15 protein-coding genes are annotated in these 17,062 nt (G+C 45.9%); 14 read left to right on the top strand and 1 reads right to left on the bottom strand.

Going from position 1 to position 17,062, the window contains the following annotated elements; genetic code table 11:
* Nucleotides 1-443: 443 nt before the first annotated feature.
* From HUU58_11895 to HUU58_11835, 13 genes are all read left to right on the top strand, one after another.
* Entirely contained in the window at nt 444-1,004 is a 561-nt protein-coding gene (locus HUU58_11895; protein ID NUN46372.1) for a hypothetical protein, read from the top strand.
* A 101-nt stretch (nt 1,005-1,105) separates the two neighbouring features.
* Nucleotides 1,106-1,744, top strand: coding sequence for a PorT family protein (locus tag HUU58_11890; GenBank protein ID NUN46371.1), 639 nt, complete (start codon nt 1,106-1,108; stop codon nt 1,742-1,744).
* Nucleotides 1,745-1,752: 8 nt separating this feature from the next.
* A complete protein-coding gene (locus HUU58_11885; protein ID NUN46370.1) occupies nt 1,753-3,957 on the top strand; it encodes a patatin-like phospholipase family protein in 2,205 nt (734 codons plus the stop codon).
* A gap of 84 nt (nt 3,958-4,041) precedes the next feature.
* Nucleotides 4,042-5,412, top strand: coding sequence for an alkaline phosphatase D family protein (locus tag HUU58_11880; GenBank protein ID NUN46369.1), 1,371 nt, complete (start codon nt 4,042-4,044; stop codon nt 5,410-5,412).
* 45 nt (nt 5,413-5,457) lie between these two features.
* Nucleotides 5,458-6,738 (top strand): efflux RND transporter periplasmic adaptor subunit, encoded by a 1,281-nt coding sequence (locus HUU58_11875; GenBank protein ID NUN46368.1) that lies wholly within the window; start codon nt 5,458-5,460, stop codon nt 6,736-6,738.
* Between the two features lie 39 nt (nt 6,739-6,777).
* A complete protein-coding gene (locus tag HUU58_11870) occupies nt 6,778-7,995 on the top strand; it encodes an ABC transporter permease (protein NUN46367.1) in 1,218 nt (405 codons plus the stop codon).
* 79 nt (nt 7,996-8,074) lie between these two features.
* A complete protein-coding gene (locus HUU58_11865; protein ID NUN46366.1) occupies nt 8,075-9,343 on the top strand; it encodes a thioredoxin family protein in 1,269 nt (422 codons plus the stop codon).
* A gap of 300 nt (nt 9,344-9,643) precedes the next feature.
* Nucleotides 9,644-11,119, top strand: coding sequence for an aldehyde dehydrogenase family protein (locus tag HUU58_11860; protein NUN46365.1), 1,476 nt, complete (start codon nt 9,644-9,646; stop codon nt 11,117-11,119).
* Nucleotides 11,101-11,493, top strand: coding sequence for a hypothetical protein (locus tag HUU58_11855; protein ID NUN46364.1), 393 nt, complete (start codon nt 11,101-11,103; stop codon nt 11,491-11,493). Before HUU58_11860 ends, HUU58_11855 begins: the two co-directional genes overlap by 19 nt.
* Nucleotides 11,494-11,535: 42 nt before the next feature.
* Nucleotides 11,536-12,846 (top strand): peptidylprolyl isomerase, encoded by a 1,311-nt coding sequence (locus HUU58_11850; protein NUN46363.1) that lies wholly within the window; start codon nt 11,536-11,538, stop codon nt 12,844-12,846.
* Nucleotides 12,847-12,865: 19 nt separating this feature from the next.
* Nucleotides 12,866-13,408 carry a hypothetical protein gene (locus HUU58_11845; protein ID NUN46362.1) on the top strand — a complete coding sequence of 181 codons (543 nt, stop codon included), beginning with the start codon at nt 12,866-12,868 and terminating at the stop codon, nt 13,406-13,408.
* A gap of 29 nt (nt 13,409-13,437) precedes the next feature.
* Nucleotides 13,438-14,790, top strand: a complete 1,353-nt coding sequence (locus HUU58_11840; protein NUN46361.1) for a hypothetical protein — start codon at nt 13,438-13,440, stop codon at nt 14,788-14,790.
* A gap of 54 nt (nt 14,791-14,844) precedes the next feature.
* Entirely contained in the window at nt 14,845-15,609 is a 765-nt protein-coding gene (locus HUU58_11835; GenBank protein ID NUN46360.1) for an RluA family pseudouridine synthase, read from the top strand.
* Here the strand turns inward: HUU58_11835 and HUU58_11830 are convergent.
* Nucleotides 15,577-16,359 carry a lipoate--protein ligase family protein gene (locus HUU58_11830; protein NUN46359.1) on the bottom strand — a complete coding sequence of 261 codons (783 nt, stop codon included), beginning with the start codon at nt 16,357-16,359 and terminating at the stop codon, nt 15,577-15,579. The genes HUU58_11835 and HUU58_11830 overlap by 33 nt on opposite strands.
* 72 nt (nt 16,360-16,431) lie before the next feature.
* On the opposite strand from HUU58_11830, the gene pgsA reads away from it, so the two are divergent.
* On the top strand, nt 16,432-17,058 hold the full coding sequence (gene pgsA / locus HUU58_11825) for a CDP-diacylglycerol--glycerol-3-phosphate 3-phosphatidyltransferase (GenBank protein ID NUN46358.1): 627 nt from the start codon (nt 16,432-16,434) through the stop codon (nt 17,056-17,058).
* Nucleotides 17,059-17,062 lie beyond the last annotated feature (4 nt).

The following is a 17,062-nucleotide window of genomic DNA, read 5'->3' as shown; positions in this document are numbered from 1 at the left end:
CGCTACGCTCGCAAGACTTCCTGCAATGTTCTATCACCAATCTCAATCCTTCTTTCCCTTCTATCCAAAGGGGGGTACGATGTTGCTTCCGTTTCCCATACCTCAGGGAGTTTTTGTTTGCAGTTTTATAAATCGTTGTTTAAATTAATCAAGGAAAGGAAAATGTCCCTTATCTATAATCCAAGTTCATTTCAATATTGTTTATTTTATCTGAATAATTAGGAACGAATTGTTCGCGACGGACTGGCTTACAAACGATTAAATCAATGTAATTTGCTGAAAATAACGTTTATAAACTGTCGAAATAAAATATTCTATTCGTTTACCTCTATTAAGTTATTTTATATTTAGGTGTAGTAACGTATATATGTAAATTAAATTTATTTTTGATATGTCCTGTATAGGACAGATTGTAGTCATTCATAATAATTTAGGGAGAAAGTATGAAAAGTCTGATCAAATGGATTGTCATGGCCGTAGTTCTTAATACGGCTGTGGTTATGGCTCAAAGCAATATTAAGGTTGTTGCTGATTTTCCGGGAAAATCCAAGGGTTCTGGTGATTTAAGTGGTTCTGTTGACACTAAGATGGGATTTACCGTCGGCGCTGAATTTATGAAGCCTGTACATAATAATGTCGCGGCCGGAGGGGGTATCCAGTATCAATTACCTCGCGGTGCAAAAGATGCTAATGGTAAATTCAATTTCGTTCCTATTTATGGAGTGGCAACTTTTTTCCCGGAATATGGTAATGGTGCCTACGGAAAAGTTACATTGGGTTACAACCTCCATATGGGTGATAGCGATTACAAAGGTAGTGGAGAATTGTCAGGAGGACTCTGTTATGGCCTTGGCGGAGGCTATATCTTGAATAAGAAGTTCTTCGTTGAAGCCATGTATTCTATTAACAAAGGCGGATATGAAATAAGCGATTTTGATTTATCTGGCGACGTTACTTATTCTCGAATCACTGTAGGTGTCGGTATTGTGCTTGGGGCGAACTAAGAAGTTTGTTTCAAATTCTTTTATTAAACTCCCTGCCGTTCTAGAGGCAGGGAGTTTTTGTTTGTAGATATATATAAGCATGATTACATTCGTGTAGCATAATGATTTCTCCCACTCTGATGTACAAAATCAATACCATATTTCCTCTCGTATGTATGATGACACTGAGTGTACCTTTGAACGCACAGTCATGGTCGACCGGTTTTTTTAGCGGCGTTAATTTTTCCGATGCGCGTCATTCGTATCGCGGTACTACGACTCAGGGTTACGCGAGACCGGTCGTCGGGGTATTCGTAGAACGTAATTTTGTTTCATGGATCGGATATCGGGGTGAATTGCTTTGGATTCGAAAAAAAGCGGATGCGCGAACGGATAGCAGCTACGCGCGATGGTCAGCGACGGTCATCGAAGCGCCCCTGCTGATGGTGTTGCAGTCTAGTTCGGACTATTGGGGCGTATCGCCGATATTTTATTTTGGTGTAAAAGTCGGTTATGCGGTTAAAACGCACTATATCGAAAAAAATGGGAATGCTACGGATTTCGAAGGTCAAACCGGTTATGCCAATCGTTGGAGTGCGGCCGGAGAGTTAGGCGCGGCTATAGATTATGCCATTTCGCCTAAGTTAAGTGTAGATGTGGCTTTTCGCTTTTCTCTGGGTTTGACAGATATGGACCCGAATGAACCTCGTTGGTCATTTCACGATCGCCTGTTTACATTGGGAGTAAAATTTAAGCGGTGATTTTCCGATTGAAAAAATTTTTATGCATTGTTATCGCGGGAGTTTTGATCGCTCCTTCTTTGTTGGGTATGCCTGCGGATACTATAGATACTACTTACCGTCCGCGTATCGGCTTGGTACTCAGCGGCGGAGGCGCGCGCGGTATGGCGCATATCGGTGTTTTAAAAATTTTGGATGAATTGCGTATACCTGTGGACGTGATTGCGGGAACCAGTGCCGGTGCTGTCGTTGGCGGGATGTATGCGTCGGGTATGGATGTCGCAGAGATCGAAAAATTTGCGCGCGACATTGATTGGAAAGATATGCTAAACGACAAACCGTCCCGTGACTTCCGTTCATTTAGAAAAAAAACGCAGGAGAATGAAAACCTCATGGGCTTTGAAGTGGGGTTTCGTTCATGGAACGTCGTATTTCCGCAAGGTGTGATTGCCGGTCAAAAATTGAGTTTTACGCTGAAAGCGATCACGCTACCGGTCAGCGGTATTCAGGATTTCGACGCCTTGCCTGTGCCCTATCGGGCGGTTGCGACGGACATTGCCACCGGTGAACGCGTAGTCCTTCGAGGCGGTAATTTAGCCGAAGCAATGCGCGCCAGCATGTCTATCCCCGGTGTTTTAGCACCGGTGGAGATCAATGGAAGATTATTAGTTGACGGCATGTTTGTCCAGAATCTGCCCGTTGACGTTGCGCAGGCGATGGGCGCGGATGTGATCATAGCGGTGGATATCGGAGCGCCGCTCATGGATCGCTCGCATTTGAATTCAGTACTGGGGATTACGGCGCAGGTGATGAATATGGTAACAACTGAAAATGTGAACCAGCAAGCCGCATTACTTACGAATAAAGACGTATTAATACGACCGGATATCGGTTCAGTTTCCGTCGCCGATTATTTGCAGGCGGATGCCATTATTACCGACGGCGAAAAAGCCGCGCGGCAGTGGATTCCGATGCTGCGTCGTTTTTCGGTGAGCGATGAAATCTACAACGAGTTTAGGAAAAAAATTCACACGCGCCGCAAAACACACGATCGTATTGATTTTATCCGCATCGGTAAAAATATTGGCCAAGATCCCCGGATTTATCATCGCCTTAAAACGCAGCCCGGTTCTTCGCTGAACATGAAAACGCTCAAAGCCGATCTGACACGCATCTATGCGCTCGGTGATTTTGAGAAAGTGGATTTTGATATAGTGACCGAAGATACGAGTCGCGGTCTTTTGATTGACGGGCGATGGAAGTCGTGGGGCCCCAACTATCTGCGATTTGGCCTCACGATGGCCACGGATTTGGAAGGCCATTCCTCCGTTAATGCGTTGGCGGACTATACGATGTCGCGACGAAATCAACTCGGCGCCGAATGGAAACATCTTTTTCGTGTCGGACAAAACCCGACCTATTTTACGGAATGGTATCAACCGTTGGATTTCAAAGGAAATTTTTTTATGGCGCCGTATGGGCGTGCCCAACGGTTTGAATCCGGATTTTATCAGCAGCGCGTCGAGATAGCGCAGTACAACGGATATGCGGCCGAAGCCGGTCATGACTTTGGAATATCTTTTGGGAATGCCGGCGAACTGCGTGCCGGCGCAATTTGGGGTCACATTGATGCCCACAACACTTCAAGCGCAACACGGAAGTCCATAAATGCCGAACGGTCAGGAATTCGTATCCGCACACAATTTGATATGACCGATCATCCGGATTTTCCAAAAAAAGGCAGTATCTGGCAGAGCGAGTATTTTTCTTCACAAAAAAAGTGGGGATCGGATGGCGCTTATCAGACTCTGCGCGGTGCCGGGATGGTCGTGCACACATGGGATCGTAATTCGATAATGGGAGCGTTTGAAGCCGGATCCGATCTCGGGACATCCAGTCCTATATATGAGTTGTCCGAACTCGGCGGTTTTTTGAGGATGAGCGGGTACCGACCGGGACAGATCAAAGGACGTCATTTTGGAATGACACGTTTCATGTATTACCGGCGATTGTCTGCGCCGAACATGTCCTACAGAGAAGGCTTGTATGCCGGATTTTCTGTTGAAACCGGCAACGCTTGGGATAAGCATTCGCAAATCACATCGCGTGATCTTAAATTTTCGGGAGCCGTAGTGGTTGGCATAGATACAGTCGTAGGCCCGCTTTATCTTGCGTATGCGCGTGCACCGCATCAGGAAGGTATCGTATATATTATGATCGGTCGACCATTTTGAAATTTTTAAAAAACACTATGCTTCATTAAGTCATGCGTTTATATTAGAGCCGAATCAAATAATCTTCTGAAAGGTTTCTTCTTTATGTCTTGGTTTTTACGGTTAAGTGCGATGCTCTGGATGGTCGGTGTAGTTAACGGGGTTGCCGGAGGTGAAGATTTATTGCAAGCCGGTCCTATGCTCGGTTATGCGGAAAAACGGGAAGTGATGATTTGGGTACAGACCAAAAAAGCCGCGGAAGTGCGCATTCGATATTGGAGTTTAGAAGCAGTAAAAACGCAGGACCAAAAGAAAATTTCAAAGATTTCGGAACCAATTCGTACCGCGAAAGAATCCGATTTTACAGCCCATATCGTGCTCGAAGCGTTAGAGCCGGGTACGCGTTATGGTTATGAAATCGTGCTTGACGGAAAAACACCGACATTACCGTATGCCAATTCATTTCAAACGCAGGCTTTATTTGAGTGGCGAACCGATGCGCCGGATTTCACGCTGGCGTTTGGTTCATGCCTTTATGTGAATGACCCGCCGTATGATCGTCCGGGTCGGGCTTATGGCAATACATCCGAAATTATGCGCGTGATCGGTAATGTGAAACCTGATCTTATGTTATGGATCGGCGATAATGTTTATTTGCGCGAAGTGGACTGGAATTCGCGCAGCGGAATCCTCTACCGCAATCGCCACACCCGCGCTATCAAAGAACTGCAGCCATTGCTTGGAAACACGCATAACTATGCCATTTGGGATGATCATGATTTTGGCCCGAATAATTCCGATCGCAGTTATGCTCACAAAGAGCATACGCTCGAAGCATTTAAGCTGTATTGGGCCAATCCTAACTACGGATTATCTGAATCGCCGGGCGTTTTTTTTCAATTTGAATGGCAGGATATTGATTTTTGGATGCTGGATGACCGGTATCATCGTGCACCGGATGATATGATGGATGGTCCGGACAAAACCATGCTGGGCAAAACACAACTTCAGTGGCTCAAAGACGGTTTGCTTTTTAGCAATGCGCCTTTCAAGGTGATCGTTTGCGGTAATCAGGTGCTCAATGCGAACACGACGTATGAGAGTTATAATTTTTATAAAAATGAGCGTGCCGATCTTCTGAAATTTATCAAAGACAACGGCATCACAGGCGTCGTATTTTTGAGCGGTGACATTCACCACACCGAACTTCTTAAGTGGGAAGATCCCAATTTTTATACGCTGTACGATTTTACGTCGTCGCCATTGACCAGCGGCATCAGTTCCGGCGATACGGTAGGAACCAATCCGCAATTGGTGGACGGCACCAAAATAACGGATGCGCATACTTTTGGCGTTATACGGTTTTCGGGGAAACGTAAAGACCGTGTAATGACTATGGAAACCTGGGATGAACATAATAAAAAACGCTGGTCGTTTTCTATTCACGAAAACGATTTGCATCCTGCTAAAAAATAATTTTGTATTTTTAATATCTCTTTATCGAGCGGGAAAAAAGTTGAGATGAAAAAGTATATTATAGGATCCATCGTTTTATGTTTGTGTGTCGGCGCGCTCTACCTGTGGAAGGGTAACGGTGGCGACCAAACTAAGCGCAACGCATCGGGAAGTGCGTTGGTTATCCGTCCTGCCGCGTTGGAGCGTGGACGACTGAATGTGGATGTGTCGGCGACCGGCGTTATCAACCCGATCAATGTGGTGGAAGTCAAATCCAAAGCCAGCGGATTGGTGGAAAAAATTCCCATCGAAGCGAGCGATGTCGTGCATTCCGGTCAATTGATTGCTCGGCTTGATCAGACGGATACCCGCAATGCGTTGGAACAAGCTATTGCCGATTCGCAAGTAGCTTCGGCCGTGTTGATACAGCAGGAAAATAACTGGCGCCGCGCTAAAGATTTGTTTGAAAAAAATTTGCTTGCCCAATCCGAATACGATCAGATCAATGTCGAGTATGTGCGCGCCAAAGCCACATTGGTCAAATCCCAATCCAATCTTGTTTTAGCCCGTCAAAAAATGGCGGAAACGACCGTACGTTCACCGATTGACGGCATCGTCTTGTCGCGTACCGTATCGGAAGGTCAGATCGTGGCTTCGGCTGTATCCAATGCGGGTGGAGGAACGACGATTGCCAGGCTCGCGGCGATGGATCGCGTGTATCTTACGGCCGCCGTAGACGAAGTAGATATCGGGAAAATTCGCGTCGGTCAGCGTGGACGTATCGTGGCGGATGCATATCCCGGTGATGTTTTTTTCGGTGAAGTGGTTCGTGTGGCGGCACAATCCACGGTCATTCAAAACGTAACAACCTTTGATGTGATATTGCTCGTACCTAATCGTGGGAACAAACTCAAAGCCGGTATGAATGCGACCGTGACCGTAGATATTGCAGGGAAAGACGATGCGTTGTTGATAGGCAACGACTTGCTGCGTACGTACGCGGAGGTACAGGCGGATAAAAAAATTTTAGAAGAAGCCGGAGTGGTATTACCGGAAAAGCGAGGCGATCGCACGCAGGACTCCAGCGGGCGCGGTATGGGACGTAAGCGTATGCGTGAACAAAATTCCGGCAGTGATTCGACGCGTCTGCGTTTTGTCGTACTTTCCGAAGCCGGAACATTGCGTGCGCATCCGGTGCGCATCGGTTTATCCAATGCGGATGTTTCGGAAGTGTTATCCGGATTGGACGATTCGTCGCGTGTCATGCTGGTCGTCTATTCACAAGCGCTTAAAGAAAGCGAACGATTTAAAGATCGCATGAAAGAGCGTACTTCATTTTCGCGCTGAGTTTGAACGTTTTGTAGTAACAATACCCTATCATACATCATGAATATTCTCGAAAGTCTTCGCAGCGCGCTTTGGGCTTTGACGTCCAATCGGTTGCGTACATTTCTGACGATGCTCGGCATCATTATCGGTGTGGGGGCTGTTATCACAATGGTGGCGATCGGTGAAGGGTCTCGCCGCCGGATTCAGGAAAGACTCCAAGGACTGGGTACCAATCAGCTATTGGTGCGGCCGGGTTCTCAAAATGTCGGTCGTACGGTGCTTGCGGCGGGCAGTTCGCAAACATTGACGGAAGACGATGCGGAGACCATATTGAAAAATTCGGAATATGTGTCGGCTGTTTCTCCGGAATTGTCCCGCAATGCGCAAGTCAAATATGAATCGAAGAATACCAACACAACGATCACCGGCACGCGCATCGAATTTTTGAAAGTGCGAAATTTTGTTTTGGCTGAAGGTCGTTATTTCTCCGCCGAAGAAATCAAAGGAAACGTCAAAGTTGCCGTATTGGGCCAGACCGTGGAAGAAACACTTTTTGGAAATGCTCAATCGGTGGGGAGTATTATCAAAATCAACGGACAAAATTTTACCGTGATCGGTGTGCTTGCCGGTAAAGGACAGACCGGTATGGGGCAGAATCAGGACGATCAGATCATGGTTCCCCTGACGACGGCACAGACGCGGCTTTTCGGATTGGATTTTGTTACGACGATAGCGGTGCAGGTGTATGACGAAAACATGCTGGATGAGACGACGTTTGATATCGAACGCGCTCTGCGCAAAACCCACAAACTGCGCGGTGATGCGGAAAACGACTTCAGCATTCGCAATCAAGCGGATATTTTGGCAACGGCACAAGAGACAAGCGATACGATGGCGATACTTTTAGCTTCGATCGCGGCGATTTCGCTCATCGTCGGTGGTATCGGTATCATGAATATTATGGTTGTATCCGTCACGGAGCGCACCAAAGAAATCGGTATTCGAAAAGCGATCGGCGCCAAACGCAAGGATATTCTCCTGCAATTTCTTATTGAAGCGATGGTGATTTGTTTGTTTGGCGGATTGATCGGTGTCGGTATTGGTATCGGCTCGGCGTATGTTCTGCAGTGGAATGCAGGATGGCGCACGGTTGTTACTCCGGATTCCGTACTTCTGAGTTTCGGACTTTCCGTACTCGTCGGTATTTTTTTCGGGTTTTATCCCGCGCTCAAAGCCTCGCAGGCCAATGTAATTGATGCGCTACGGTACGAGTAAAATGTAAAAAAGTATTTAACTTTTATTATTCAACAACGTACAAAAGGATCGTATTAATAATAAATATCATGGAGAGAATATGAAAAAACTAATCATACTATTGATGCTTGGGGTTGGTTTTAATGTGTATGCCGGCGATAAGATACCGGGATTTGTTTACGGTGATGTCAAGTCGGTGTTGGATGCGGCACGCGAAAAAAAACAAGTGGTGATGATTGATTTTTATACGGCGTGGTGCGGACCATGCAAACTTTTGGAAAAAAATGTTTATCGCAGTGCGGCGTTTTTACCCGTTACCGAAAAAATGGTATGTTATAAAATAGATGCGGAAAAAGGCGAAGGTATTGAACTGGCAAAAAAATACAACATCACCGGTTATCCGTCCGTTGTATTTATGTACGCCGACGGGAAAGAAATCGAACGCAAAGTAGGTTACAATGAAGATATCGAAGGTTATATAGCCGATCTAATGCGCATCGCCGAAGCCAAAGATGTACTCCCGGTGTGGGTAGCCGAATACAATGCGAATAAAAATCTGACACTCGGTGAAAAAATTGTGCGTTATTATTTGTCGGTTGATCCGCGATCGGCTGAACCATTCTATGCCGAACTTATGGCTATGCCGGGGATGTCGGACGAACAAAGTGCGGCATTAAAACAACAACACGCCTATCGTGGTTTGGATTATGGGTTGGAAAGTGCCGCTAAAGAGGCGGACGAAATTATTCGCACAAGTAAGGTTGAAGATGATTACGATCTGATTTCGCTGGCGTTTAACTATGCCTTTTATCTTACGCGCCGCAATCAGAAAGAAAAAGCATGGGAAACAGCAAACGCTCTGTACGCTAAACTGGATGCGGAAAAACGGCAGAGTTATGCGGAAAATTTTATGGAAATTAAATACCGTTCGGGTCAAACGGACAAATCGGAAGACGAAACGCGCCTGCGTGGGATTGATTTGGGCGATGCCAACGGTGTGTCTGAAGCGGTAAAGATTCACATAAAATGGAAAGAAAAAGATCGCGCCGAAAATGTACTAAAAACATGGTTGTCATCGTACGGTACCAACGCCTCTCTGGATGATATGAATAATGTCGGCTGGACGGCGTTTGAAGTCAAAATCATGATGCGCGAATTTGCCGCCGCGATGATCAAAACGTGGGACGAAACTGTACTTGAATATCAGGACGCTTACAAAGCCGATACCATCGCCAATCTTTGTGAAGCCGTCGGCGATAAAGCGAATGCCGTACGTTTTGGGCAACTCGCGGTGAATATGATTCCCGAACGCTCACGCATGCGAAAAGAATTTGAAGGCAATCTAAAACGATATCAGGCTATGCCGTAGAAAAAATAAATAGTATTTATTCAAACCGCGTATCTAAAAAAATACGCGGTTTTTTTTGCGCAAAGAAATGAAGTGAAAACAGACAAAAATTTGATGTTGAAATAAAATGCGTAACGTCCAAACTCAACATATACAAGCGTTGGTAAGATTATAAACAATGTTATTCACAATGATACAAACATACGTTTGTTCTTGTTGATAAACTGTGAAAAAACTTGACTTTCGGTTACGATCAATGTACTTTATCCCGTTGTAATCCAATAGCTTACGAAAACAAACACTGAATTTTTAGGAGTTCGAATGCCTGCTCCCGCCGATGTTAAGATTTTTGACGTCAAAAACACTAAACTTTTCATAAACAATACGTTTGTTGATGCCGCTTCAAATCGAACATTTGAAACGATCAATCCTGCTACGGGTAAAGCGATATGTGCTATTTCCGAAGGCGATAAAAACGATATTGACGTTGCCGTTTCGGCAGCGCGTAAAGCTTTTTCTGACGGGAGCAAGTGGGCACGCATGAGCGGAAGTCGCCGCGGCAAATTGTTGTGGAAAGTCAGTGAATTGATTACCCAAAACGCTGATGAGTTAGCATACCTTGAGACTGTGGATTGTGGTAAACCAATTTCCGAAACTAAAAACATTGAGATACCTGTAACGGCGGATATTTTTGCGTATTACGCGGGTGCTGCCACCAAGATCGAGGGCGAAACAATACCTGTTAACGGTAATTATTTTAACTATACTCTGCGTGAGCCGCTCGGTGTTTTGGGATTGATCATTCCGTGGAATTTTCCGTTGATCACGGCAGCACGCAAGATTGCTGCGGCTTTGGCGGCGGGCAATACGGTCGTAGTGAAGCCGTCGGAATTTACGCCGCTCACGACACTTAAGCTGGCCGAACTTTTTGCGGAAGCGGGTTTTCCCGAAGGTGTGTTTAATGTCGTAACCGGATTTGGAAAAACGGCCGGTGCCGCACTGGTCACACACGCCGATGTGGATGGCATTGCTTTTACCGGGAGCACGACGACAGGGCAGGAAATTATGAAAACTGCGGCGTTGACGATGAAACGTCTTTCACTGGAGTTGGGCGGCAAATCACCGAATATCGTTTTCGCGGATACGGATCTGGATACGACGATCAAGATGGCGGCGGCCGCTATTTTTTACAACAAAGGTGAAGTCTGTACGGCAGGTTCTCGTCTTCTGATCGAAGAAAGTATTCATGATGAATTTATAGAAAAATTAGCTGCACGTGCGGCCAAAATGATGCCGGGTGATCCGTTGAATCCCGAGACCAAACTCGGTCCGCTCACATCAGAACTGCAAATGAATAAAGTGATGAGTTATGTGCAAGCCGGTAAATCCGAAGGTGCGGCGCTTCTTGCCGGAGGAAATCGTATCGGCAACGATGGATATTTTTTCCAGCCCACCGTTTTCGGAAATGTGGATACGTCCATGAAAATTGCTACCGAAGAAATTTTCGGGCCGGTCCTGGCGACGATGAAGTTCAAAGATTTTGATGATGTCGTCGAAAAAGCCAATCGCACGTACTACGGGCTTGCCGCAGGGATATGGACGCGTGATATCAAGAAGGCGCACACGTTAGCCAAAAAAATCAAAGCCGGCACGGTATGGATCAATACATATAACATGTACGATGCGGCGATGCCATACGGCGGATACAAAATGTCCGGTTTTACGCGCGAATGCGGTATGGAAGCGATTTACGAATTTTACACGCAGGTCAAATCCGTATGGGTGGATCTCAATTGAAAAAAGAGTTTTTATATATTTCGGCTCTGATGTGGAGTTGTGTCGTTTCGGGTTGGGCGCAAAAAGAAATACCGAAAGCTGCGCCGAAGCCTTACGTAGCCGCTGTTTTTACCACCGGGAAAAACTGGGATACGACCAAAACGGCCTACGAGCAGCCGCACTTCAAAGAACACGGAGCCAATCTCAAACGCTTGCATGCGGAAGGTAAGATCGCGCTTGGAGCACGGTATGGCGAATTTGGCCTTGTTGTATTTAAAACAGAAAGTATGGAAGAAGTGCGTGCCTGTTTTGATCAAGACTCCATAGTGATCAAAGATATTTTGCGGATGGATATTCAACCTTTTCGTCCGTTTTACAAAGGTTGTATTGACTAAGAAATAAATACATTGGATGTAGATACAGAGATAAGGAATGGCATGATTATCAGTAAGTTTTTCTTTCGTCGATTTTTTTGGGGTGCGGTGGCCGTGTCGGTTATTTTAACCGGATCACTATCGGCGCAGACGGGGCGTCAGTTAATTGACAAAATTGCCGCGGTTGTGGATGATGAAGCGATCATGATGTCGGAAGTGCAACAGTATGCGTACTTCGAAGCGATGAATCTACACATCAATCCGAGTAATACCGAAGAATTTGATAAAATCATGAGACGTGTATTAGAGACCATGATCCAGCAAAAGATCATGCTCGCTCAGGCGCGGTTTGACAGTATCACGATAGATGAAGCCCAAGTCGAACAATCGCTGGAACAGCAGATTCGCGAGCGCGTCCAGCAAGCCGGCGGTGAAGACGAACTCGAACGGGCCATGGGCAAATCTGTGAAAGAACTCAAACGCTTGTACCGACCGAATATTCGTAAACAGATGCTGGCCCAACGCATACAAAGCACTAAGTTTAACGATGTCAAGGTGTCGCGTAGCGAAATAGAAAAATTCTTTGAAGAGTTTCAGGACAGCTTGCCTCAGATCGGAGCATCGGTAAAATTCAGCCAGATCTTACTTGAAGTGAAAGCCGGCGATGAAGCGTTTGCCGAAGCGCGACGCATGGCGCAAATGTATCTTGACTCGATCAAAAAAGGTGCGGACTTCGCAACGATTGCCAAGGCGGTATCCACCGATCCGGGTTCCGGAAAAAAAGGCGGTGATTTGGGCTGGTTCAATCGCAACGACTTTGTAAAAGAATTTGCCGATGCGGCCGTACGTCTCGAGCCGGGTGAAATTTCCGATGTTGTCAAATCGGAATTTGGTTATCACATCATACAGATGATTGAAAAGAGCGGTGAACGCATTCACGTACGCCACATTTTATTGGGCGTGGCCAATGGTCCCGAAGATAAAACCCGTACGCGCGAAAAATTGGGCCGCATTCGTCAGGATATTTTGGAAGGCAAAATATCATTTGAAAAAGCGGCGCTGCAGTATTCGGATGATCCTGCCAAAAAAGGCAATCTCGGTAACATGGGATGGATAGAGATCGCTACGTTGCAGGATAAATCGTTTGTAAAAGCGCTGGATCCTCTAAAAAACGAAGAAATTTCCGAACCGTTTGAAACTCCTTTTGGTTTCTTCATAGTACAGTTACATGACCGTCGTGATACACGCAAGTTGAATCTTAATGAAGACTGGCAAACCATTGAAAATTTCGCCCTGCGTCAAAAACAGGCCAAAGAAATGGACAAATGGCTCGAAAAAATCAAATCCAAGTTCTTTATTGATGTTCGTTTATAGAATGTTTTTGTAAAAGAATATGATGGAATTTATATCGGCACAGTGGTTTTTATGGCGTTCGCGGTTCCTCAAACCGACGGAGGTGATGGATTTTCCACAGCGTTTATCTGAGATCAAACGTGTGTTGGTATATTTTCCGATGGCCATCGATAAATCACGCGCCGAAACCATTTTTGGTCAAATACAAAAAACACTGTCCGGTTGTATATTGGAGTTTTTGCTACATCCGGAAACGCCGCAAGAAGTTTCCGCATTTCTGACCGAACGCCAAGCGACCGTAACGATATTAGCTAAGACCGATTTTGGTTTGTTGCGGACATTAAACAGAGAAGCCGTAGATCGTATTCGCGCAAAAGAATACGATATGATCCTTGATTTTACTTTTACGGCCGACTGGGCGATGGCCTGGGCACTACGTGCCTGTGGCGTATCGGTCCTGGCCGGCGCATTTACCGAACCGCGCAGCGAACGCTTTCACAACCTGCTGATCAAAGCCCACGATGCGCCTACCTTTGACGCGACGCTGTTCGGATGTTTAGCACAGATGAAAACGGTGATTTAGTTTTCAGATAACCTGCCTGGGTTGTATATATGAGTCAGCGCGCAAAACAATGGACGTACCATCTTTCCGTGGCCGTTTTAGCGATCGGCATGGTGGTGGTGTTTAATTTTTTGGTATGCCATCCGGTGGATTTTGTTCGTACCAATACGAAGCCTGCCGAGTGGAAAACTTATGCCAATACAAAATTCGGTTTTTCAGTTGAAATTCCTTCGACCTGGAGTATTCGTGAAGATGCGCAGGGCGTTGAACTATATGATGCGGAAACGCGTCGCTATATTTCAGTAAAAGCGTTGGCCGAGGAGTCGTCCCTTCTCAATATCCCGACCGATGAATATACGATTGAACGTTCGGTCTTGCGTCATACTTACGTGTGTGATACGATACGTGAACCGCACCGGGTGGTGACCAAGTCGGGGTTGACCGGCTATATGATTGCACCACCTTTGCGCAACGATGTTGACCGGAGTCAGATCAATGCGCCGTGGGCAGATCGTTGTGACGCTTCCACGTTATCCTTGACTTATTTTCCCGTGCAATTTGCCGGCGATATCTATGCTTCTTTTGTCGAATTTTTATCAACCGGTCCGTCGGACGCGGTGTATGAACATATGACCCAATCATACCGGCATTTATTTAAAACCCTCCGGCAGGGTGAATTAATGCGAATGCACCTCATTGATACGTCCGAGACGCCTTCGCCGGCTGTGGCGTACGTAGGCGAAACGCGCGGATTTTACGTGGATTTTGATGCGGATGGCACGGACGAATTACTTATCGCCGGTATGCCGCGTAATATGGAAGATACCAAAGAGCGATGCTTTTTCCGCGTTCTAAAAAAACAAGGGGATCAATGGGTTTGGGCTTTTGAACGCAAATACTCCGAAAATTCGTTCCACAGTTCGGACATCAAAATTGTCAATTTGGATAACCGATTTGGTCCGGATGTATTTTTGCGTTTTGTCGAGCATGGGAACCCTTGGGGAAAAAACAGTACGGTGATTATTTTTTGGGATGGGGACAAATTTCGCGGCGCAGACTTTGGCGCATTCGGCGATGCACGGGATCTTAACGGTGACGGTACCGATGAAGTGATTCATACGACGAATTCATACTTCAGCCAAGGTGCGATTGCCTCCTGGTATGATGTATATACCTATGACAAAGGTGAGTTTATCGAGGTCAACAGCCGCTTCCCTGAATTTTATAAAAATACGGTTTTACCCAAATACCGCGATCAATATGAAACGGTGCAGGGCGAATTGGCTCTGACGCGGGTGGAACAATTCAAGGGCCCGGCACGTCAACTTATGTTTAGATTGAGCCGTTATATTGACATGTCAACGGATATTAGCGAAGGTCGCCCTGCGCGTGAACGCTGGTAAGAAACGGATCATTTTTTCTTCTCACCTATTTTAATATTCCGTTAAAGTATGAGTATGTCATTTAGGGATATCGTTGTACTCTTTGAGGACGAACACTTCATTGCAGTACATAAACCGTCCGGGCTTTTGACGATTGCAGATCGGTTTGATACGAAAGCGCCGAATTTAGCGGATTTACTCCGTGATGAAAGGGGTTTCGTATTCAAAGTGCATCGTCTGGATAAACCGACCAGCGGTGTAGTACTTTTCGCTAAACATAAGGAAGCGCACCAATCCGTCAGTTTACAATTTGAAAAACATACCATCCAAAAAAATTATTTGGCATTAGTTTCCGGCCGCGTGCAGGAAAAACAATACAACGTGGATGTGCCGATCGGTGAAGCAGAACGCGGATTGATGAAAATTGATCGTACGCATGGGAAACCTTCAGAAACAGAGTTTAGCGTGATAGAGTCGTTTACACGATGGACATGGCTTGAAGCACGTCCAAAAACAGGGCGTACCCATCAGATACGAATCCACTGTCTTGCGAAAGGTACGCCGATCGTCGGGGATATGCATTACGGTAGTGAGACCGGAATATTTTTATCGCAGTTGAAAAAAAACTATAAGAGAACCGGCGATTCGGATGAAAAAGCCTTGCCGGGGAGATTGGCGCTTCACGCTGCAGCGCTTACTTTTTTGCATCCATGGGAAAACAGGCCAATTACTGTTTCAGCGCCTTTGCCCAAAGACTTGCAAAGTACATTGAATCAGCTTCGAAAATATGCGGCTGTTGCGGCGTCTTCACACCATGAAAGCGGAGCGCTGATGGTGTGATGCGATCGCATCGGCTTGCCACGCGCCCTCTGTCCAATCTACCGAAAAAAATTCGGAAAAAGCTTCCCGGAGCGATTCTTTGAGAGCAGCAATATCCACGGCTATGTACTGATTCAGCTCGGTAGTTTTTTCATTCATAACGCGTTGCAAAATATTTTTAGTAGCCGCGTCGGCATGGATATAATCGGCCAGCTTTCGGTGAAAATCTCCGATTAGGATCGAACCATGCTGGAGCGTAGCCTGCGCATATCGCCGCTGCGCACTGCCAACGACTTTTTTCCCCTCAATCTGAATTTCTGATTTAGCGGAACTGGAGAAACACAACGCGGAAGAGGGATTTCGATAATGCTGCTTGAAATCAGTCTGCTCGGTCGTACAATAGGCTTCATATCCCAATCGGCGCAAAGCAATAGCAATCGCCGTGCTGATATGCGCGTGGGATTCTTCGACCGAACCGCGGATATCGTCACGATAGACAATACTGTAGGTCAATTCTTGTGCATGGAGAATGGCACGCCCACCCGTCGGCCGAAAGACAATTTCAAGTCCGTCGTGATGCGCTTTTTCAGAATTGATTTCGGATATATTCTGATGTTTGCCCAGTGAAATGCAATACGGATGCCATTGGAAAAAACGTAAAGTGGTTGGCCGCAAACCGGAGCCGACTTCTGCCGCTAAATATTCGTCAAAAGCCATGTTGAAACTTCCGGGCTGCTTCCCCGTATCTATCCACTGCCATGTTTTACGCACAGAAATAACTTGATTGTTGAACGCTTTTAGAGTAATATGCCACCAAGATAGCCAACACCGGTTATCCAAACAATGTTTATCTTAGCCATGCGTTTTATACCTAACATATTAACTATCCTTCGCATCCTGCTAACTCCGGTATTTGTTTTTTGTTTGCTGTCCGATGAGTATCAGGTTTACTCCGTTGCTCTTTTTGTTTTTGCATCGGTGACCGATTGGGTAGATGGTTATTTGGCGCGCAAATACAGTTACCATTCCGGATTGGGTAAATTCCTTGATCCTTTGGCTGATAAAATACTGGTATTATCGGCATTTTTTTCATTCGTTTATCTCGGATTTGTAAAGCTATGGATGGTGATGGTGATTGTGATCCGCGATTTTATGATAACCAGCCTCCGTTCGTATGCGATACGTCGCGGTAAACCGATGATGACTAATTTTTTTGCCAAGCTCAAAACGGCTTTTCAGATGTTGATGATCGGATTGATTTTAATTTTTATTGCCATGCAATCGTTGATACATATGACGATCAGTGAGCAACTAAATTATTTCATCTACATCGTCACGCACTACGAAGTGATCTACGTAGGGATGCTGGTGGTGACGACGGTCACCGTGATATCCGGTCTTTTGTATTTGTATGAAAACCGTGAAAGCCTTCGTTCTCTTCATTCACCTTCACAAGTCAAAAACACGTAAATCC

The sequence above is a fragment of the bacterium genome (genome assembly GCA_013360215.1).
Taxonomy (GTDB): Bacteria; CLD3; CLD3; order SB21; family SB21; genus JABWCP01.
Note: the sequence above shows the minus strand (reverse complement) of the source record. Positions and strands in the feature narration are given on the sequence as shown.